Source organism: Sphingobacterium faecium, from assembly GCF_003054045.1.
Classification (GTDB): domain Bacteria; phylum Bacteroidota; class Bacteroidia; order Sphingobacteriales; family Sphingobacteriaceae; genus Sphingobacterium; species Sphingobacterium faecium.
Genome location: NZ_QBKH01000005.1, coordinates 61,361 through 82,029 on the forward strand (window position 1 = coordinate 61,361; position 20,669 = coordinate 82,029).

17 protein-coding genes are annotated in these 20,669 nt (G+C 36.0%); 12 read left to right on the plus strand and 5 right to left on the minus strand.

Annotated features, from left to right (window positions below):
• Positions 1-106: 106 nt before the first annotated feature.
• Positions 107-784, plus strand: a complete 678-nt coding sequence (locus C8N37_RS14335) for a tetratricopeptide repeat protein (protein ID WP_108159536.1) — start codon at positions 107-109, stop codon at positions 782-784.
• 94 nt (positions 785-878) lie between these two features.
• On the opposite strand, the gene C8N37_RS14340 is transcribed toward C8N37_RS14335, so the two are convergent.
• Together C8N37_RS14340 and gpmI are read right to left on the minus strand one after the other, a co-directional pair.
• Positions 879-1,433: a hypothetical protein gene (locus C8N37_RS14340; protein ID WP_108159537.1), complete on the minus strand. Its 555-nt coding sequence runs from the start codon at positions 1,431-1,433 to the stop codon at positions 879-881.
• Position 1,434: 1 nt separating this feature from the next.
• The gene (gene gpmI / locus C8N37_RS14345; protein WP_146171077.1) at positions 1,435-2,967 is read right to left on the minus strand and encodes a 2,3-bisphosphoglycerate-independent phosphoglycerate mutase; all 1,533 of its coding nucleotides are present in this window, start codon (positions 2,965-2,967) and stop codon (positions 1,435-1,437) included.
• Positions 2,968-3,274: 307 nt separating this feature from the next.
• Here gpmI and C8N37_RS14350 point away from each other — a divergent pair, with 307 nt between their 5' ends.
• From C8N37_RS14350 to C8N37_RS14375, 6 genes are all read left to right on the plus strand, one after another.
• Entirely contained in the window at positions 3,275-3,628 is a 354-nt protein-coding gene (locus C8N37_RS14350) for a DUF4783 domain-containing protein (protein WP_170114531.1), read from the plus strand.
• A 67-nt stretch (positions 3,629-3,695) separates the two neighbouring features.
• On the plus strand, positions 3,696-4,550 hold the full coding sequence (nadC, locus tag C8N37_RS14355; RefSeq protein WP_170114532.1) for a carboxylating nicotinate-nucleotide diphosphorylase: 855 nt from the start codon (positions 3,696-3,698) through the stop codon (positions 4,548-4,550).
• Positions 4,551-4,566: 16 nt separating this feature from the next.
• Positions 4,567-5,211, plus strand: coding sequence for a glycerol-3-phosphate 1-O-acyltransferase PlsY (gene plsY / locus C8N37_RS14360; protein ID WP_108159540.1), 645 nt, complete (start codon positions 4,567-4,569; stop codon positions 5,209-5,211).
• A gap of 51 nt (positions 5,212-5,262) precedes the next feature.
• Positions 5,263-6,057: a M48 family metallopeptidase gene (locus C8N37_RS14365; RefSeq protein WP_108159541.1), complete on the plus strand. Its 795-nt coding sequence runs from the start codon at positions 5,263-5,265 to the stop codon at positions 6,055-6,057.
• 133 nt (positions 6,058-6,190) lie between these two features.
• Complete coding sequence (locus C8N37_RS14370) at positions 6,191-6,844, plus strand: DUF937 domain-containing protein (protein WP_244914434.1); 654 nt, start codon at positions 6,191-6,193, stop codon at positions 6,842-6,844.
• Positions 6,845-6,908: 64 nt separating this feature from the next.
• The gene (locus C8N37_RS14375) at positions 6,909-7,214 is read left to right on the plus strand and encodes a hypothetical protein (protein ID WP_045753069.1); all 306 of its coding nucleotides are present in this window, start codon (positions 6,909-6,911) and stop codon (positions 7,212-7,214) included.
• 78 nt (positions 7,215-7,292) lie between these two features.
• Here C8N37_RS14375 and C8N37_RS14380 read toward each other — a convergent pair whose 3' ends face one another.
• The gene (locus C8N37_RS14380; RefSeq protein WP_108159543.1) at positions 7,293-10,331 is read right to left on the minus strand and encodes an AAA family ATPase; all 3,039 of its coding nucleotides are present in this window, start codon (positions 10,329-10,331) and stop codon (positions 7,293-7,295) included.
• Positions 10,332-10,335: 4 nt separating this feature from the next.
• Positions 10,336-11,568 (minus strand): metallophosphoesterase family protein, encoded by a 1,233-nt coding sequence (locus C8N37_RS14385; RefSeq protein WP_108159544.1) that lies wholly within the window; start codon positions 11,566-11,568, stop codon positions 10,336-10,338.
• Between the two features lie 108 nt (positions 11,569-11,676).
• Between C8N37_RS14385 and C8N37_RS14390 the strand changes: the two genes are divergently transcribed.
• Entirely contained in the window at positions 11,677-12,399 is a 723-nt protein-coding gene (locus C8N37_RS14390; RefSeq protein ID WP_108159545.1) for a carboxylesterase family protein, read from the plus strand.
• A gap of 324 nt (positions 12,400-12,723) precedes the next feature.
• Positions 12,724-16,107 carry a TonB-dependent receptor gene (locus C8N37_RS14395; RefSeq protein ID WP_108159546.1) on the plus strand — a complete coding sequence of 1,128 codons (3,384 nt, stop codon included), beginning with the start codon at positions 12,724-12,726 and terminating at the stop codon, positions 16,105-16,107.
• Positions 16,108-16,460: 353 nt separating this feature from the next.
• Here the strand turns inward: C8N37_RS14395 and lgt are convergent, their stop codons facing one another.
• Complete coding sequence (gene lgt, locus C8N37_RS14400) at positions 16,461-17,285, minus strand: prolipoprotein diacylglyceryl transferase (RefSeq protein WP_108159547.1); 825 nt, start codon at positions 17,283-17,285, stop codon at positions 16,461-16,463.
• Between the two features lie 188 nt (positions 17,286-17,473).
• Between lgt and C8N37_RS14410 the strand changes: the two genes are divergently transcribed.
• The 3 genes from C8N37_RS14410 to C8N37_RS14420 all read left to right on the plus strand — a co-directional run bounded on the left by C8N37_RS14410 (position 17,474) and on the right by C8N37_RS14420 (position 20,610).
• Positions 17,474-18,589, plus strand: coding sequence for a M42 family metallopeptidase (locus C8N37_RS14410; protein WP_108159549.1), 1,116 nt, complete (start codon positions 17,474-17,476; stop codon positions 18,587-18,589).
• 38 nt (positions 18,590-18,627) lie between these two features.
• Positions 18,628-18,960 (plus strand): DUF3467 domain-containing protein, encoded by a 333-nt coding sequence (locus tag C8N37_RS14415; RefSeq protein ID WP_045752573.1) that lies wholly within the window; start codon positions 18,628-18,630, stop codon positions 18,958-18,960.
• A 141-nt stretch (positions 18,961-19,101) separates the two neighbouring features.
• Positions 19,102-20,610: a carbon-nitrogen hydrolase family protein gene (locus C8N37_RS14420; protein WP_108159550.1), complete on the plus strand. Its 1,509-nt coding sequence runs from the start codon at positions 19,102-19,104 to the stop codon at positions 20,608-20,610.
• The last annotated feature ends 59 nt before the right edge of the window (positions 20,611-20,669 follow it).

Sequence of the window (20,669 nt, forward strand, 5' to 3'; positions counted from 1 at the left end):
TAATAATTGTAATATTGATGCAGGAATAGCGTTGTAAGTGGGAGCGTAGTAAAAAAGGTTTTCACAAAATAAACTAAGCGCTTGAATATGAATTAAATACTTTAAAATGAAACGTAATTATTTAAATATGAATCTTAAATCAGTTAAATTAGGCTTATTTACTGGTGCATTTGCTTTGATGTCTGTTTCATCGTATGCACAGACAGCTAAACAAGAGGAACACTCCAATCCAAATGTTCGTTTAGGGCAAAAAGCACTGTTAGATGGTGATTTTAAAAATGCTGCTGTCTACTTAGAAAAGTCATTACCTGCAGAAAGTAAAGATCCTGATGTATTATATATGTTGGGTTACTCGCAGTTTCAGAATGGTGACTTCAAAAAAGCAGCTGAATCTTTTGGAAAAGTTGTTGCTTTGGACAGTAAAAATGCAAATGGTTACTATTTTAAAGGAAAAGCTAATAATAATTTAGCGACCCAAACGTCAACTAAATTGAACAGTTCGGCACGCGAATCTTTATTGAAAGTTGCAATCGAAGATTACTCCAAGGCAATTGCTTTAAATGCGAATGATGTGAAATTATATCAAAACAGAGCATTAGCATACCGTGATTATGGAATTTTGGTAGGAACAGCGGGAGTTGCAAATTACAATAAAGCTGTGGCAACTGATGCCTACAATAATGCAGTAAAAGATTACGAAAAAGTATTGACTTTTGATGCTTCTCGTAAAGATATCCAAACGGAGCTTAAAAAAGCTAAAATCTACCGTGACAACTTGAAATAGTATTTTCAAAACAGTAAAAAGCACTTTATGATTAAAAACATAAAGTGCTTTTTTATTTAAAGTCTATTCTCAAATAGGAGTGAAGATTCTATAATTAATTTGATTTTAACTTACCTCTAATCTTATATTGACTTCTCCCCAAAATGAGAATATCCTGATCCTTTTCAATTTGATAACTAGAATCAACATCATAAGTAAGTTTTTCATTACTCGAATACAAACTATTATCTACCTTTCGTTCAATAATAACCTGTTGGATTTTTCCATTTAAATCATGCTCCACAGCTAAATACTGAATTGCTAAACGGTCATCCTTAGCTTTGTATATTGTTTTGCAATCTACTTCTTTAAAATCATAGAGATTCGGATCTGCATCTTTAGTAATATCAGCCGCAATAAATCCACTTAATTCAGTATGCCAGTTAGTAATCTTTAAAGACTTAGTTTCACTATCCAAATCTTTCGCAACTGTCTTTTCGACAGTTGGGTTCAACTTCGTTAACTTTTCAATTTCTGCATTAAAAAATGAATCCAAAGAAAGCGTTGATCCTTTTGTCTGTTGTACTGATTTTTCGTTATTGCAGGACCAAAATAACAACACACTCCCTATAAGTAAAAAGAGTGTGCTGTTGATATGTTTATTTTTCATATTAGTCTTCTACCAATACTTGACCATCCATTTGTAAAGGGATCTCCACTTTTAATAATTTCAATATAGTTGGTGCTATATCACCTAATTTTCCATCCTTTACTTTTTTATAATCTGGATCAATCAAAATACATGGAACCAAGTTCGTTGTATGTGCGGTATTGACTGAGCCATCAGCATTGACCATAAATTCTGAATTACCGTGATCTGCAATAATGATAAAAGAATAACCGTATTGTAATCCTTTTTCCACCACTTGTTTGGTACAACGGTCAATGGTTTCTACCGCTTTAACAACAGCATCAAAAACGCCTGTATGCCCCACCATATCTGGATTAGCAAAATTCAAACAAATAAAATCAGGTTGCGCATCTTCGATGTCTTTTACGATAGCGTCAGTAATACCTTGAGCGGACATTTCTGGTTGCAAATCATATGTAGCTACCTTTGGCGAAGGCACCAATAAACGACGCTCACCCTCAAATTCTTGTTCACGACCTCCTGAAAAGAAGAATGTAACATGCGGATATTTCTCCGTCTCAGCAATACGTACCTGTGTTTTATGATTTGCAGCTAACACCTCACCAAGGGTATTGATTAAATTATCCTTGTTAAAAATGACCTTTACATTTATAAATGTGTCATCATAAGCAGTCATGGTCACATAGTAAAGATCAAGTGGCTTTAAGTTATAATCAGGAAATGCTTTCTGTGTCAACGCAACTGTGATCTCACGTCCACGATCTGTTCTGAAGTTATAGCATATCACGACATCACCATCTTGAATGGTAGCAATAGGTTGGTCTGCCGCATTTGTGATGACAAGAGGTTGAACAAACTCATCTGTCACTTCTTGATCATATGAATGTTGTATAGACTCCAAAATATCTTTGGTTGCTGTACCCGTACCATGTACCATTAAATCGTAAGCTAACTTAACCCGTTCCCAACGATTATCACGGTCCATGGCATAATAGCGTCCAATTGCAGATGCTAATGTACCTACAGATTGCGGTAAGAAATCTTGCAATGCTTTTATATAAGTCAGACCTGAATTTGGATCAGTATCACGACCATCTAGAAAAGCATGTATAAACACCTGGTCTGAAGTTAGTCCAGCATGTTTAGCTGCGTCACATAGACCACGTAAATGACTCGTATGTGCATGCACGCCACCATCAGAGAGTAATCCTATAAAATGAACTTTTTTGCTATTGTTTAATGCATATTTGAAAGCATCTTGAATGGTTGTATCGGTATTGAATACACCATCTCGAACGGCTTTATGAATTCGACCTAACTCCTGATAGACAACACGGCCTGCGCCTAAATTCATATGTCCAACTTCTGAGTTACCCATCTGACCTTCAGGCAAACCAACAGCTTCACCTGAAGCTTCTAGTTTTGAATTTGGATAATTTGCTTTTAAATAATCGAGATAGGGAGTATCAGCTGCAAAGGCAGCGTCAGATTGATCTTCTTTTCCGTATCCTAATCCGTCTAGGATTAATAGTGCTACTTTTTTTTCCATAATGATATAAGCAAATATAATTTAAATCAAGTGATAAGTCAAGGCTATCCGCGAGGTATTAAAAAATTAATGTTTTTTCAATGTAAATTTCTGTAGATTTGGCATTGTTTATGTAACTCTTCTACCAAATCACAACAGTTTAGTCTGCATGCAATAACTATTTTAGTAAGTTCTTGGACTACATCGAGTTTAATTATCTACATTAATGAAAAGAATTATATCTTTTATTAGTATTTTTATGTGCATGACCGTGTACGTATTTTCTAATAATACCAGAGGGAATACCTTTATTTTCTTTAATCAATCATTTATGATTACGCCTAACATGGCGGATTTGAATGATACTCTTTTGGTTGAACTCAGAACTGGAAATGCTAAAAATATAGCTCGATTCTTCGGTTCAAATATAACACTATCGATTTTGAATGAAGATGGTTTGTATTCAAAATATCAAGCAGAAATGCTCTTACAAGGTTTTTTATCTAAAAATAAACCAAGTGCAGTAAAATTACTACAGAAAATAACAAATAAAACCAATTACAGTTACTATGTCTACCAGCTTTCCAGTAATAAAAATTTATTTCGAGTTTTTATTAAAATCAGTTTATCTAAAAGTGGGCAGACAATCGAAGAATTTAGAGTTGAAAAACAGGCTTCTAAATAATATTTCCAAATTATTTTCTTGAATAAAATTTAAATTTCCATCTTCGCTACATTATTAGTGACAATTCATGATGGAAAAAAGAGAATATATTAAAAAATTTGTTCACGATGCAATACTAGAAGATGTTGGAGATGGAGATCATACAACACTTTCTACTATTCCAAAGGATAAAGTTGGAGAGGCCAAATTAATAGTAAAGGAAGATGGTATTTTAGCAGGCGTAGAAGTTGCTTTAGAAATCATTAATCAAATTGACCCAACACTTACCCATGAAGTCCTTATTCAGGACGGAAGTGCTGTAAAAGTAGGTGATATCGCCTTATTCTTGAAAGGAAAAATTCATAGTATCCTAATTGCAGAACGTTTAATCTTAAATGTTATGCAACGTATGAGCGGGATAGCAACCACTACACACCGTTATGCTAAGTTGTTAGCTGGTACAAAAACGAAAATATTAGATACTCGTAAAACAACTCCCTTACTTCGTTTGTTAGAAAAAGAAGCAGTTAAAATCGGAGGGGGGACTAATCACCGTTTTGGTCTTTACGATATGATCTTGATTAAAGATAACCATGTAGATTATAGCGGAAGCGTGACACAGGCTTTAGTAAGCGCTAACGTATATAGAGCAACGTTAAATAAGCCTATTGAAATTGAAATTGAGGTTAGAAATTTTGATGAGCTAGCTGAAGTTATTACCTTTGGGCATGTTGATCGCATCATGTTGGATAATTTTAGCCCTGCAGATGTTAAAAAAGCAGTGGATATCATTGCCGAAAGATTTGTCACTGAGGCATCTGGTGGAATTACAGAAGAAACGCTTCAAGCATATGCAGCAGCAGGAGTAGATTATATTTCAGCTGGGGCTTTGACACATTCTGTCAAAAGTTTGGATTTAAGTTTAAAAGCCAAATTAATTTAGGATATAACAATAATTAATGATTTCTATTTATTTAGTAAGTGCAGTATTACTAGCTTATTTATTTGGATCAATCCCTACTGCGGTATGGTATGGACAGGCATTTTATGGTGTTGACGTAAGAGAATACGGTAGTGGAAATGCTGGAGCGACTAATACTTTTCGTGTTTTAGGACCCAAAGCAGGTGCTGTAGTGATGTTTGTTGATATTTTTAAGGGGTTTACATCTACGAATTTAGCTTATTTAATAGAAGCTGGTCAGAGCACCAGTAATGTGCAATTTGTCAATTATCAACTGGCATTGGGAGTAATCGCCGTTTTAGGTCATTTGTTCCCAGTCTTTGCTGGATTTAGAGGAGGAAAAGGGGTCGCTACTTTATTTGGTATGATACTCGCTATCCATGCGCCAGCAGCGTTACTTTGTGTGAGTATATTTATTATTATTTTATTAACCACTCATTATGTTTCATTGAGTTCGATTATGGCTGGTTTTACATTCCCATTTAGTATAGCATTTTTGTTTAAAACTTCTATTCCCTCAGTTCTACTCTATGGTATAGCGATTTGCGCATTGATTTTAATAACCCATCAAAAGAACATCGAGCGTTTGCTAAAAGGGCACGAATCTAAAGTTTATCTTTTTAAAAAGAAAAAGAATATTTAGGCATAGGAATTGCGTTGGTTACTTCATAATGCAATGTCTAACAATTAACATATGAAAAAGGTCTTTAAATATACAAGTATACTCTTAATAGGAGCTACTTTAGCTTCATGCTCTACTGTTCCTATCACAGGGCGTAAACAATTAAGTCTGGTCAGCGACAGTCAGATTCAAGAGCAAGCAGCCTCTTCTTATAAGCAATTTTTAAATTCCTCAAATACAAAAGTAATTACAGGTACTAGTCAAGCAACATTAGTTAAGAAAGTTGGAAACAAACTGGCTATTGCGGTTAATCAGTATCTCACACAACAGGGAATAGCTGATCAGTTTAATTTCAGTTGGGAATTTAACTTGGTGCAGAGTGATGAGATCAACGCTTGGTGTATGCCAGGTGGGAAAGTAGCTATTTATACTGGTATTCTCCCAGTTACACAGAACGAGACGGGTCTTGCTACAGTAATGGGGCATGAGATCGCACACGCCATCGCGCGCCATTCGATGGAGCAGATGTCAAGACAGTATGCTACACAAGCACTTGGTAATGTAATTGGAGTCGCAACTTCAGGAACAAGTTACGCTGGTATTGTGAATAGTGCCTATGGTATTGGCGGTCAATTAACTTCGCTGAAGTACTCGCGTGGAAATGAATCGGAAGCCGATCACATGGGGCTGGTCATCATGGCCATGGCGGGTTATAATCCAAGTGAAGCAGTGAAATTTTGGGAGCGTATGGCATCTGGTGGATCTAAAGGGACTCCAGAGTTTTTAAGTACTCACCCGAGTGATGCTAGACGTATCAGTGACATTCAAAAAATGCTTCCAGAGGCATTAAAATATTATAAAAAATAATGTTTAACATATAAAAATAGAAAAGAGGTTTACGAACCTCTTTTTTTGTGGCGTTCGAGCTTCGTATACCCTGATGCTTGGCTTAATTATTGTCAACTTTCATTGATTCATATTAAAATATAAAATTATGGGAATGACAGATTTAATAACAGGTGGCCTAGGAAATCAAATGGCCGCAGGATTGTCCAAAAAGTTAGGTATTGACTCCACTAAAGCAACTTGGATCTTAGCAATAGCAGTTCCTCTAATTGCGGGGGCAATTAAATATAACCAAAGTAAAGGAGATGCCAATCATGTAAATGGTTTTGCCGAAGCGTTGGACACCAAACATGATGGAGCAATCTTAGATCATGTCGATGAAGTAATCGAACAGGGACCTACAGAAGATGGCAATAAGATCGTACAGCACATCTTTGGCAGTAAAGCCGAATATGTAAGCTCAAATCTGGCTACGAAAAGTGGATTTAGCTCTGCGCAGATCACAGGAGTATTGGCTACTTTGGCACCGATTGTGATGGGGTACTTAGGTAAAGAAAAGGCAAATCATGCACAAAGTGGTACCAGTAATCCGTTAGGAGATCTATTAGGTGGGTTTTTAGGTGGAAATTCTAACGCTGGAGGTGGAATAGGGAGTATAATAGGAAATATATTTGGAGGGGATGAAAAAGCAGAAGGAGCAACAGTTTCATCAGGTGGAGGATTGACCGATAAGATCACTGATTTTTTTGACAAAAATAAAGATGGTAGTGCCATTGATGATATCGTTGGTATGTTCACCAAAAAATAAGCGAACGATAAAAAACACTTTGCTGTTCCAATTGTTATTTTAGTAAAGATCAAAATATACGATTATGGATAATAGGAATAAATATGATTCTGCTACTGTTGCTTTAGAAAAATTGAAAGAGGCTGGATATGTGATTGATTATAACATAGAGTTAGAACCTTTAATTGCTAATCCATCCAATTATAAGATTGACTACGTATACCGTTATGAAGGAGATTCAAATCCTGATGATGAAAATACGGTCTATGGTATTGCAGAAAAGAATAGTTTAAATAAAGGAGTCTTTGTGATCGGCAATCTATCTTTTGTAGAAGGGAAAATTCGAGATGTTATTATTAATCTAGAAATTGCCCATAAGCAAGAAATATAAAAATAGCGGCCTAAGCCGCTATTTTTATATGACGCATTTGTTTTGCTTACCATAGTATAATCCAAGTCGATACAGCTTTTAAAAATCATGGATAATTAAACTTCCTTTCTCCTCATCTTTGACAATTTTTATAGACGCTGGAATACGCTCCTGTAGTTCATCCACATGGGAAATGATTCCTACAATTCTATTTTCTTTATGAAGGGCATTTAGCGTCTCAAAAATGAGGTTAACAGAATCGGTATCCTGCGTACCAAAACCCTCATCAATAAAAAAGAAATTCTTTTCATTTCTATTAAGACTGCGTGTGCTTTCAGCTAACGCAAGTGCTAAACATAAAGATGCTTGGAAAAATTGACCTCCTGATAACGTTCTCACTGATCGTGATTTACCTCCATTAAGGTGATCTATCACTTCAAAATCATTATCTGCATTGATCATTAATTTGAGATGACCTCTTGTCAAACGTTCGAAACGTTGATTGGCAATCTGACATAAATCTTCTAAATATTGCGTCGAGATATAATCTACAAATCCATTTCCTTTAAATAGATTAGATAGTATATTTAGATTCTTACTTCGCAGTATGTGATTATCCAGTTCACTTTGTAACTGTATTTTTTCTGCATATTTCTTTTTCGAGATGATAAGTTGATCCTTTAATGATTGTAACTGACCGATCAATTTGTCCTTGACATCTTTGGTAAGCTGTAGTTCTTGACTTACGGTATCTAGTTGCGATATATCAACTGCTTCTTGCTTTATTCTTTCCTCTAGTTGTCGTATTGCTGTTTTTACAATAGCAAATTGTTCTTCAAACTGTTTAATTCGGGATTCTTCATGTTCCAGATCATACTGCTGTTGCAGTATTTGCTGTATCGACTCCGTAGATTCAAAACCATGTACCTGTAATAATTCAGCTATCGATTTCTGATAAGATTCAATTTTTAAACGTGTCGTGTCTAATTGTAGCTGCAGACTCGTAGTATGTGTAGATTGCGTTGCTATCGCAATATTTAATCGATTAATTTCATCAGATAAGTTCTTGAATTCTTGCTCTGTAGCGATTATCGACTGAACTGATTGTGCAATTGTATTTTCAATATCGCAAATGGGCATAATCTGAAAATCGGATAGGTTCAGCCGCTTAATCAATTGCTGATGACTCGCAGCCCGACCCTCAATTGCCGATTTAGATACCGCAATGTTAGTCAGCACCTGATTATACTTTTCCTTTTTAGCTTTTAATTCATTCAATTCATCTTGTAACAAGCTTAAGTTGCTTTCTGCTGCTGTACAATTTTGTTCTATCGTGACCGCTTCCAGCTGCCATTGGTCAAATGCCTGACGGTCATTTGGCTGAAATGTGGTCCAGGTAAATTGTTTAAGGTGGTCACTCAAATCGATAGCTATAGTGTCCAACTTGGCGGTATTTAAATCCACATCTTTCTGCAGATTTGACAACTGCGCAGCGAGTTGAATAAACCGCTGTTTTTGTTTTTGAATTTGAACTAATTCAGCAATCACATTTGATTTTTCAGATTGTAATGAATTCAATAATGAAGACAGGTCTTCAGTTTGCATGATATGAGGGTGGTGTTCAGATCCGCATAGTGGACAGGCTTTACCTGCTGTTAATGCATGAGAATAACTCGCTAATTGTTGTTGGACCTGAGCCTTATTTTCATCGGACTGTATCATCTCCAACCGTTGGTTTGCCGTTATTTCTTGATCATTCAATTTTTCATTCCAATTGGATGGATCTAGATCTTCCTGTTCAAATTGCAATAGAATAGCTTGCAGTTCTTTTTTCCTAGTCAGCAACTCTACCTGAAGCTCACTTTGGCTTTTAATGAACAATTCATGCTTGGTATACCAAGCATGAATTGCTACGAGTAGGCTACCTGAAATACGTTTTTCCTTTAATTTTATTATATCCTGCTGTTTTTCCTGAATGAAAACTTGTTTTTTCTGGATTTCTTGTTCCACATCATGAAGAACAAGCTTGCCCTTAGCTAATCGATCATTATCTTTGCTAATATCACCCTGCAATTGTAGAACTTGAACAATATTTTTAAGATCCTCGACTTCTAATTTTTTATGATCAAGCAGATTGAAGTCGCCTTCCACCAGTTTGTATTGATTATTTGCATGGATCAATGCGCCCTGCACAGTATTTAATTGTAACTGTGCACTGTTTACATCTTCTTGCAATTTTGATTCTTCGCTAAGTTCCCTAGCAACGCTATCCAGTACATTTTTGAAAATTCGCTCCACTTTCTGAAAAAGTTGAATCTGAGTTTTAAGCGTTTCAATATGGACCTGCTCTGTACTTAGTTGCGCAAAAACCGCTTTCTTTTTTGCAATTTCAAGATGAAGCTGTTGAGCCTCTAGTAACTTTTGATGATGTTGCTCCAACAGTTGGTGTTTTTTGGTCACATCAAGGAGATCCAATTCTTCTTTTTCCAACTGTGTAAGTAAGTCCGAAATGCTTTCTTCGGTATAGTCTTCCAGTGCCTGAACCGCCCCTGCAATATGTTGGACTTTCAAGTCTGTTTCTTTATTGAGAGCAGCAACTTTATAAAAAAGATCATAATGATCCAAGTTAAAAAGTTCTTTCATCATATTGGATCGTTCGGCACCCTTAAGCTCAAGAAATTCCTTAAACTGTCCCTGCGGAACAATAACAGTACGATTAAAGTTTTTGTAGGAGATGCCCAGGATTGTTTCAGCATCCGTACTCTCTAGTGGTATCTTTTCTTCACCATCAAATACATAAGCTTTTCGTATAGGAGTTGTGACTTTATCAAACTGTTTACCATTTCTTCTCCAAGATGCTTCAAATGCATATTTTTTATTTTCCTTGCCGATAAAGTGAAATTCGATTCTAAGCAGGTTAGCATTCAAATTCATCATATTATAGGCTCTATTATTACTGTTTAGCCGATTTGTATTAGCAAATAGCGCAAAAGTAATGGCTTCTAGGATGGATGATTTTCCCGATCCGACTTTTCCAAAAATACCGAAGAGACCGGCGGAAGTCAAGGATGTAAAATCGATTTCCTGTTTTGTCTGATAGGAGTAGAGTCCTTCTATCGATAGATATAGTGGCAACATATGACTAATTCTCCTTTTCGTTTTGAGTTCCTAATACTTCATTAAATAGTGCTAACAATTCTTCCGATGGTGACTGATCATTATTTCTGTGACGGTAATAATCGGCGAAATTTTCGTTAATGCTCTTACTTCTTCTGGATACGAGGACTTCTTGTTGTCCATCACGGCGACTATGTACTTCGGGAATGAGGTAGATTATACTAGGATGACTATCTTCAATGCGCTTTCTCTCTGCTTGTGTCAACGATATTTCGGAGACAAGTGTTAGTTCAACTAAACAATCCTGATGAGCTTCTAACCAGTCGATAGCATCAGATACTGTGTCAAATTTTTTACGAATTAGTTGCTTACTTGCTTTTAAGGTAACCGTTTTATACCTAACCTCTTTTTGAGGCTCTAAAGTGACAATAACAACATGTTTATCTTGTCCAGCTTCTGAAAAGGAATAACATAGAGGGCTGCTAGAATAGACAACTGGCGCTTGATGTCCACCGATTTCCTGATAGCGATGCAGATGGCCAAGTGCCGTATATTGTATTTGTGAAGGAATACAGTCTGTGAAAACGGTATCAGCAAAACCGATCCTTAGGGGTTTCTCTCCTTCGGGTTCTTCTAGGACAGGACCACCTTTTTTGTTCATGTATAAATGTGATACTAAGATATTGGCACCGTTGGAATCGCAGTATTGGTCGGCCAAAGATTGCCATTTTTGAGTGAGTACTTCATTAAGTCCCAACTGTTCATCTTCTCCTAAATATTCTTTTAACCGATGTTCATTGGCAAAAGCTGTTACAATAATTCGGAGCGGAAAATCTAGATGAGGCAATTTAATTTCAAGAAAACCGACATCACCTTTACTAATCTCAAAACCATTTTCAATCTGATAAGGGGCAAATCGCATATTGGGCTTACCGGCAAATAGAATACCGCAGTCTCTCGCCAAACTATCTGGAGCATCTATACGATCGGGAGAGTCATGGTTGCCTGCAATAGCAATAACTGGCCTAGTGCCATTATTGGTCAGGCGTTTAAGTGTTTTATAAAGCAGTTCAATGGCTTCGACGGGAGGGTTAAAGGCATCAAATAGATCTCCAGCAACAAGAATAACGTCTATTTGCTCCTGATCTGCGATTGCAATAATTTCTTCCAGTACTGCTTTTTGTTCATCAAACCTGGAGAAATAATCCAACCGTTTACCTAAATGCCAATCGGCTGTATGTAAAATTTTTAGCGACATGTTTTACTCGTAAAAACTTAAAATTACCTCGAATTTTCTATAAAAAAGAAGTTAATTAATATTAATATCTATTTTGCTGATTCAGAATAAAATGTATTTTTGTTTCTTATGCATATAACGAAAGATCGCAATCCATATCCATTTTTGGTTTTTAACCTTGTTTTAATCTTATTTTTTAGCATCCTGAACCAGGATTGTCAAGCTCAATTGAAAGCTATAAAAGGAGAGACCGCTTATCCATTTTTACTCAATCTGCCCGAAGGAGAGGCTACTACAAAACAGCCTATTCTTATATTTTTACACGGAAGAAGCCTTTCAGGAACCAACTTGGACCGTGTCAAAAGGTATGGCGTATTGTATGCAATGGATAAAGGGCAAGAAGTACCGGGGATAATTATAGCTCCCCAATCTAGAGGTGGCTGGGATCCTGACAAAGTCATGGAGATCGTGGATTATGTGATCGAGCATTATAATGCAGATGCAGATCGCGTTTATGTTTGTGGCATGAGTATGGGAGGTTATGGAACCATGGATGTAGCAGGAAAGTATCCTGATCGTATCGCAGCAGCTGTAGCCATATGTGGTGGAGGAAGTGTTAAATATGCCGACAATCTAAGTCAGGTACCCCTATGGGTGCAACATGGTAATCGTGATCGAGCCGTACCGATGTCCGAGTCAAAAAAAATCGTCAATGCCATAAAGAAAGCGGATCCTGACGCTGATGTTACCTTAACCATTATACCGGGAGGTACACATGGTAGTGTAGAAAATTTGTTCCATAAAGACGAGATCTACAATTGGCTTTTTAAACATAATCGCAAAGGCACCTAAACAATAACTCCTATTTTTTGTTTTGAGCTATGTCAAATATTACACAAGAGGGTAATTTTAAAATTTATTTTCAATCTAAATTACAAGATACCACAATCGATTGATTTACGATTTTAACAATACTTCGAATGGTTAAATAGAATTTTTGTAAAACGATATGTTAAATTTTGTTAAATTTTAGAGTTTCGCAATAATTCATTGTTTCCATAAAAAATCAAACATGTCAACACTCTTGTTAAGAGTATATTAAGTTTTTGTTAAGTGCTTTCAATGTTAAATTCTCTTTTTACTTTTGCGGCATAACTATTAACAAAAATTTTCTTTATGAAAAGACCCTTACTCTTTTTTGCGCTTGTATTAGCAAGTTATGGTACCATTCATGCTCAAGTAACCACGAGTAGTGTGACTGGGATTGTAAAAGAATCCTCAGGTCAAGTGACATCTGGAGCAACGATTAAAGCCACTCACGTTCCTTCAGGTACGGTTTATTCGAGTGCAGCAAATGCAGCTGGACGCTTTAATTTAGCCAATATGCGTGTTGGAGGCCCATACAAGATCGTTGTTACTTTTATCGGGCAACAGCCAGTTACGTATGAAAACATTTACTTACAATTAGGTGAAGCTTTCGTTCTTAACCCAATATTTGGCACATCTTCAACGAACCTAGATGAAGTTGTCATCACAGGAAGAAAAACAAGTTCAGATAAAACTGGTACTTCGACAAGCATTGGTCAAAAGCAAATTCTTGAATTGCCTCAAATCAATAGAAGTATAACAGATTTTACAAAATTAACGCCTCAAGCAAATGGAAATTCATTTGCAGGTCGTGATGCTCGATATAATAATCTTCAAATCGATGGTGCTAATTTTAATAATGGATTTGGAATAAGTGGAAGTCCGTTACCTGGTGGTAATTCTCAACCGATCTCATTAGACGCGATTGAACAAATTTCAGTTAATATAGCTCCATTTGATATTACGCAGTCAGGCTTTACTGGAGCCGGAATCAATGCTGTAACAAAATCTGGTACTAATAAAATTGAAGGATCTGCTTATTATTTTCTTCAGAATCAAAATCTTCAAGGACGAAAAATCAAAGATGTCACTTTAGAGAAGATAGATGCTGCTAAAAAGAATTTTGGATTTCGCTTAGGAGGGCCAATTGTAAAAGATAAATTATATTTATTTGTTAATGCAGAACGAGAAGAGGCAACAGGAGCAAATGCTTCAGGCGCAAACCTTTGGAAAGCATCAGAAAATGGTGTTTCGGATCCAGATAATAATATCGCAAGAACAAAAAGATCTGATTTAGAAAATGTACGTAACCACTTGATCAATCAATGGGGGTATGATCCTGGTCGCTATGAAGGATACGCTGATGAAGCCAAAGAAGAAAGTACTAAGTTTTTAGTACGATTGGATTGGAATATCAATGATAAGCATAAATTAGCGGTTCGCTATAATCAAGTGGTTGGTAATTCGATGCAAGTGGCTAATGCAAGTTCTGGACCTCAACCAAGAAGTCAAACTGCTCGCGTTAGTGAAAATTCGATCACATTTGAAAACGGAAATTACGCCTTTAAAAATGTAGTTCGTTCGATTACAGCAGAATTAAACAGTAATTTTAGTTCTCGACTATCCAATCAATTTTTAGCTACTTATACCCGTATTCAAGATACCAGAAGTACTCCAAGCAAACAACTTTTTCCATTTGTAGACATTTTTGATGGTTCTGCAACTGGTAATAATTATATGAGTTTTGGTACAGAATTATTTTCATACAATAATGATGTCATAAACAATAACTACTCCATTACAAATAATTTAACGCTTCAAGCAGATAAGCATACATTTACCTTTGGTGGAGCTTTTGAAATTCAAAATTTTGGAAATAGCTACACACGTATGGGGACTTCATATTATCGATACGCCTCAGTTGATGATTTCTTAAAAACAGGAACTCCTAATGAGGTTGCACCGATAATGTTTGGCTTAACCTATCCATACGAAGGACAGGATACTTACTCGAGAATTAATTTTGGTTTAGCATCACTGTATGCGCAAGATAAATGGGCTGTAGCGAATAATTTCACTTTAACATACGGTGTTAGAGCTGAATTGCCCATCTATATGAATAAGCTGACAGCAAATCCGTCAATTGATGCATTAAGATTGCTAGATATTAATGGTAATCCTAAAAATTATGATTCGGGACTTTGGCCGAAATCAAATCTTTTAATTTCTCCAAGAATTGGATTCAATTATGATGTATTCCATGATCGTTCTTTAGTATTACGTGGAGGAACAGGTTTCTTCTCTGGACGTGTTCCTTTTGTTTGGTTGACCAATATGCCAACGAATGCTGGAGTGCTCCAAAATACAATTGAACCAGGAGGATATAGTGCAGTAGCTGGTTGGATCAATAATGTAAACTTCAACACTGATCCATATTACCACTTAAATAATGTACCAAAAGGTGCTGAAAATGTATTTATTAAAACACCAAATGATGGCGCACCTTCTTCGTTTGCTCTTGTAGATAGAGACTTCAAGATGCCAATGGTATGGCGTACTAGTATTGGTGCTGATTATAAAATCCCGAACACACCATTAGTGTTAACAGGAGATTTTATGTATACGAAAGATGTTAACGCAATTTTTCAATTAGGAGCTAACAGAAGAACCCCAAATACATTCTTGAATTATGGTTCTTCAACAGAAACTGGTGATTACGGAGATAACAGAGCATTTTATCCAACTGGCGTAAATGCTAGTGCATATAATAGTAAGGTTGGAGCCAATAGTGCAACGGTTTTGACAAACACAAATGTAAAAGGCTTTGCAACAAGCGCTACACTTGGAGTAACTGTTCCTAATTATAAAGGTTTTAATGGAAGCGTTTTCTACACGTACTCGAATGCAAAAGAAGTTTCTGCAAATGCTGGATCTAGCGCAAGTTCAGCTTGGGGAGGCTCGGCAACAGTGAATGGTCCCAACGATCAAATCTTGCACCCTTCCGCATTCGCAATTCCTCATCGTTTGATGGCAAATGTGAGTTACCGAATTGAATATGCAAATACGTTAGCAACAACTATTGGTGTTTATTATAATGGAGCGTCGCAAGGCCGTTTCTCTTACACTTATAATACAGATATCAATAGAGATGGTATAAATAATGATTTAATTTATCTACCAAAAGATTTGAATACGTTAACTTTTGTCGATCGTGTAGACGCAAATGGGAAAGTAGTATTCACTGAAAAACAACAAAGAGATGCTTTGGCTTCATTTGTAAAAGAAAATGGATTAGATAAATATAGTGGCAAATATTTACCGAGAAATGGTTTTTTAATGCCATGGTTAAACCGCTTCGATGTAAAAGTCTTGCAGGATGTCTTCACAAATATTGGTGGTCGTAGAAATACTTTGCAGCTAAGTTTAGATGTGATCAATTTTGGAAACCTATTAAGTAAAAATGCTGGCGTTCAAAGTCGTCTAAACAATTCGCAATTATTGTATGGAAACAAAATGATCCCAGGAGTAAGTAGCGGAAAACCAGTATTAAATGCTGCTTCAACACCAGCAAATGGAATTCCAGAATTCAATATGAATGCGATCAATGGGGAATTGCCAACTAATCCTTTCCAAAACGTAAGTACATTAAGTACAACTTGGCAAATGCAGTTAGGGGTTAGATATATATTTTAATTGGTTTTAGATATATAGTAATAAATTACTTAAAATAGAAGGGTGTTGTTAGCTTACTAGCAACACCCTGTTTTTTTACATATTAAGATCCACTTTGTATCCTTTCTAAAAATATACAAAGATTATAGTCTTAAACAAATACACAAGTTTTAACAGATTATTGTCTATAATTCTCTCTTTGTTGAGATAGCTTTTAATTACAGAAATCATGAAAAAAGGATCAAATTTCTGATGAGTTTTGATCCTTTTTCGCTTAATCTAACAAAGCGTCGAAATTTTATTTGTTGTCAATCTAGTAAAATTGACTTTTGATACAGCCTCTTTTATGTTATTAAATTTTAGAAATCTCCTGCTTAGCGTTTCACCTCTTTTGGCTTTCTAAACATAAAATAGAGGCCTCCTAGTATAAAAGGAATACTTAAAAGCTGTCCCATATTTAGTGCCATACCTTGTTCAAATTCCTCTTGATCTATTTTAAAAGTTTCTAGATAAAGGCGGGCGGAGAAAAGTAATACAAAGAAGAGTCCCATTAAAGCACCTGGCTTCTGCATTTTTTTGCTCTTAAATAGGTAAGCAATAATAAAAAAGATGATGATGTAAGCAATAGCTTCATAAAGTTGTCCTGGGTGACGGGGCACTTGATCTACATGATCAAAAACAACCGCCCATGGTTTATCCGTTGGTGTACCAATAATCTCAGAATTGAAAAAGTTACCCAAACGAATAAATGCTCCTGCAATAGGTACGACAACCACCAAACGATCTGCTAACCACAGAAAATTTGTTTTCGTTTTTCTACAGAATAAATATAATGCAGTCAATATACCAATTGCACCACCATGGCTAGCCAATCCTGCAAATCCAGTCATCTGAAATTGACCGTTTACAAATTTAAAGGGCAGTACCATCTCCCACAAATGGTCTTTATAATAATCGAATTCATAAAATAGACAATGACCTAATCTTGCGCCAATTAAAGTGCCTAGAAAGATATAAATACTCAATTGATCCAATAATTCTTGACTCTTATTTTCATCTCTAAATATTTTAAGCATGATCATATACGATACTGCAAACGCCGCTAACCAACATAATGCATAGTAACGAAGACCAAAAGTGCCGATTTTAAATATTTCAGGATCTAAATTCCAATGTATGACGCTGAATAAATTCTCCATATTGTCTGTTAATTTTTTACAAGCGTAAATATAATGTTTAAAATCATTTTCATATCATCATTTACTAGGAATAAAGCTAAAAAAGCAACAAAAGTGCCCATTATGGGCGCAGATGAAATAAATTCAATTTTTACTTTTGTGGTTACTATAATTTTTCATAATTTGACGTCGGAAATAAAATTTGGAGCATGGCAGACAAGAAGAAGAAAGAAAATAAACATATTTCAATAGTAACAAAGGACTCGATTTCTTTTTTTGAAAAATATATTAATAATCCATCACCAACTGGATTTGAATGGGAGGGACAGCGCTTGTGGTTAGATTATTTGAAGCCATATGTCGATGAAACATTTACTGATAATTATGGTACTGCTGTAGGGGTGATCAATCCTCAAGCTGATTATAAAGTAGTTATAGAAGCACATGCTGATGAGATCTCCTGGTTTATTAATTACATCACAAAAGATGGATTAATTTATGTTATTCGCAATGGAGGATCTGATCATCAAATCGCTCCATCCAAGAAAGTAAATATTCATACCGATAAGGGGATTGTAAAAGCAGTATTCGGTTGGCCTGCAATTCACACACGTTCAGGCGAGAAAGAAGAAGCACCTACTTTAAAAAATATCTTCCTAGATTGCGGTTGTATTTCCAAGGAAGAAGTAGAAGCATTGGGTATTCATGTCGGTTGCGTAGTAACTTATGAAGATGAATTCAGTATTCTGAATAACCGTTACTACGTAGGTCGGGCGATGGACAACCGTGCTGGTGGTTTTATGATTGCAGAGGTAGCGCGTTTACTCAAAGAAAATAATAAAAAATTGCCATTTGGCTTGTATATAGTGAACTCTGTACAAGAAGAAATCGGTCTACGTGGCGCTGAAATGATCGCACAACGTATCAAACCCAATGTTGCAATCGTCACAGATGTGACACACGATACGCAAACCCCGATGATCAACAAAATCACGCAAGGTGATCTGTCATCTGGAGGAGGACCTGTATTATCATATGCACCAGCCGTACAGATTAATCTAAACAAATTGTTGGTTCAGGTTGCAGAAAAAAATGAAATTCCTTTTCAACGTCAAGCTTCGTCACGATCTACGGGTACGGACACCGACGCATTTGCATACAGTAACGGAGGTGTGCCATCTGCTTTGATTTCCTTACCTTTACGCTATATGCATACTACTGTAGAAATGGTGCATAAAGAAGATGTGGACAATGTGATCCGATTGATTTATGAGACATTATTGAATATTGAAGCAGGACAGGACTTTAGAACTTTTAGTAATTAATAGAAAAACATATATTTCAAATACTTATAATAAATTTTATGGAAAATAATCAAAATCAAAACGAATTGAGTATCGAGTTGACAGAAGAAGTAGCAGAAGGAATCTACTCAAATCTAGCGATCATTACACATTCAAACACAGAATTTGTGATTGACTTCGTACGTGTAATGCCAGGTGTGCCGAAAGCTAAAGTGAAATCTAGAATCGTTTTGACACCAGAACATGCTAAACGTTTGTTAGGTGCATTACAAGATAACGTTATCCGCTTTGACGCTATTGCTGCCGCTGGAAACCAAACTACTGATGCAGAAGTAATCGGTGGTGATCCAACTGTTGCGTTCCCTTTTGGTGGAACAACAGGTCAAGCGTAATTTTTCGCATTGCAAAATGCAATAAATCAGCTTTTTAAAAGAGCTATAGCCTGCGGCTATAGCTCTTTTTCTTTTAAAACCAAATAACTGAGCTTTTAGGCTTGAATTTTGTTTAAATTTAAGTCACTAAAATTATATTGTATGGATATTCAAGTCAGGAACTTGACGAAGAAAGATTATGTTGATTTGAGAAGGTCAATGACCGAAGCTTACCAAGGGGTGGGAGATGTCTGGACAAGAGAAAATATTGTCGATCTCATCGATTTATTTCCAGAAGGGCAGTTATGTGTGGAAATAGACGGTCATGTTGTCGCCTGTGCACTCTCTATCATTTTAAATTCGAAGAAAAGTAATATATACGATAGCTATTACGAAATTATTGACGACGGAAAATTCTCCAAGCATACCAGTGATGGTGATACACTGTATGGGATAGAAGTCTTTGTGCATCCGGATCATCGTGCATTGAGATTGGGTAGACGTTTATACGATTCGCGCAAAGAGCTGTGTGAACAAATGAACTTAAAATCTATTATAGCAGGCGGAAGGATTCCCAATTATCACAACTATTCGGATAAGATGAGTCCAAGGACGTATATTGAAAAAGTGAAACGTAAAGAAATTTTCGATCCAACTTTAACCTTTCAATTATCCAATGACTTTCATGTTAAGAAAATATTAAAACATTACCTTCCAGAAGATTCAGAATCTATGGAATTTGCCACTCTATTGGAATGGAATAATATTTATTACGAGTCGGAATCACGATCGATATCGACTACCAAACAAACAATCCGTTTAGGCTTGGTACAATGGCAAATGCGTTTGTTTGACAATATTGAAGCTTTTTATGATCAAATCGAATTCTTTGTGGATACGGTAAGTGATTATGGAACAGATTTTATTATGTTTCCCGAATTTTTCAATTCGCCTTTGATGAGTCCTTATAATGAATTACCAGAACGCTTGGCGATGGAAAAATTAGCGGAGAAGACTTCAGAAATTATTGATAAAATCCAACAATTTGCAGTTTCCTATAATGTCAATATCATCGCTGGATCGATGCCTATTATGGAAAATAAAAAGTTGTATAACATCTCTTATCTCTGTCACCGGAACGGTAAACTGGATTCTTTTAAAAAGATACACATAACTCCAAATGAAAGTAAGTACTACGGAATGACAGGAGGTAATGAAGTGAAAGTATTTGATACCGATTGTGGAAAAGTAGGTTTATTGATTTGTTATGATGTCGAATTTCCTGAACTCAGCCGCATCCTCGCAGATCAAGGCATGCAGATCTTATTTGTCCCATTTATGACTGACACACAAAATGGTTATATTCGAGTAAGATCTTGCGCTCAGGCTCGTGCTATTGAAAATGAATGTTATGTTGCGATTGCTGGATCTGTAGGTAATCTACCTCGAGTCAATAATATGGATATTCAATATTCACAATCAGCTGTCTTTACACCATCTGATTTTGCCTTTCCAAATAATGCAATCAAGGCAGAAGCAACTCCAAATACAGAGATGGTATTGATTGCTGATGTGGATCTATATGCACTTCGTGACCTTCATGAATATGGTACAGTCAAAATTATGAAGGATAGAAGGAAGGATTTATATGAAGTAAAGTTGTTAAAATAATAACAAACAAAAAAGGGATTTAATTACTTAAATCCCTTTTTTGTGCTATATAAAGATGA

What these genes read in the sequence shown, in the direction of transcription:
- C8N37_RS14390 (WP_108159545.1), top strand. Translation starts at nt 11,677, where the DNA reads ATGCATATAACGAAAGATCGCAATCCATATCCATTTTTGGTTTTTAAC.
- C8N37_RS14340 (WP_108159537.1), bottom strand. Translation starts at nt 1,433, where the DNA reads ATGAAAAATAAACATATCAACAGCACACTCTTTTTACTTATAGGGAGT.
- C8N37_RS14370 (WP_244914434.1), top strand. Translation starts at nt 6,191, where the DNA reads ATGACAGATTTAATAACAGGTGGCCTAGGAAATCAAATGGCCGCAGGA.
- C8N37_RS14395 (WP_108159546.1), top strand. Translation starts at nt 12,724, where the DNA reads ATGAAAAGACCCTTACTCTTTTTTGCGCTTGTATTAGCAAGTTATGGT.
- C8N37_RS14410 (WP_108159549.1), top strand. Translation starts at nt 17,474, where the DNA reads ATGGCAGACAAGAAGAAGAAAGAAAATAAACATATTTCAATAGTAACA.
- C8N37_RS14385 (WP_108159544.1), bottom strand. Translation starts at nt 11,568, where the DNA reads ATGTCGCTAAAAATTTTACATACAGCCGATTGGCATTTAGGTAAACGG.
- C8N37_RS14350 (WP_170114531.1), top strand. Translation starts at nt 3,275, where the DNA reads ATGATTACGCCTAACATGGCGGATTTGAATGATACTCTTTTGGTTGAA.
- C8N37_RS14375 (WP_045753069.1), top strand. Translation starts at nt 6,909, where the DNA reads ATGGATAATAGGAATAAATATGATTCTGCTACTGTTGCTTTAGAAAAA.
- nadC (WP_170114532.1), top strand. Translation starts at nt 3,696, where the DNA reads ATGATGGAAAAAAGAGAATATATTAAAAAATTTGTTCACGATGCAATA.
- plsY (WP_108159540.1), top strand. Translation starts at nt 4,567, where the DNA reads ATGATTTCTATTTATTTAGTAAGTGCAGTATTACTAGCTTATTTATTT.
- C8N37_RS14365 (WP_108159541.1), top strand. Translation starts at nt 5,263, where the DNA reads ATGAAAAAGGTCTTTAAATATACAAGTATACTCTTAATAGGAGCTACT.
- C8N37_RS14415 (WP_045752573.1), top strand. Translation starts at nt 18,628, where the DNA reads ATGGAAAATAATCAAAATCAAAACGAATTGAGTATCGAGTTGACAGAA.
- C8N37_RS14380 (WP_108159543.1), bottom strand. Translation starts at nt 10,331, where the DNA reads ATGTTGCCACTATATCTATCGATAGAAGGACTCTACTCCTATCAGACA.
- C8N37_RS14420 (WP_108159550.1), top strand. Translation starts at nt 19,102, where the DNA reads ATGGATATTCAAGTCAGGAACTTGACGAAGAAAGATTATGTTGATTTG.
- C8N37_RS14335 (WP_108159536.1), top strand. Translation starts at nt 107, where the DNA reads ATGAAACGTAATTATTTAAATATGAATCTTAAATCAGTTAAATTAGGC.
- lgt (WP_108159547.1), bottom strand. Translation starts at nt 17,285, where the DNA reads ATGGAGAATTTATTCAGCGTCATACATTGGAATTTAGATCCTGAAATA.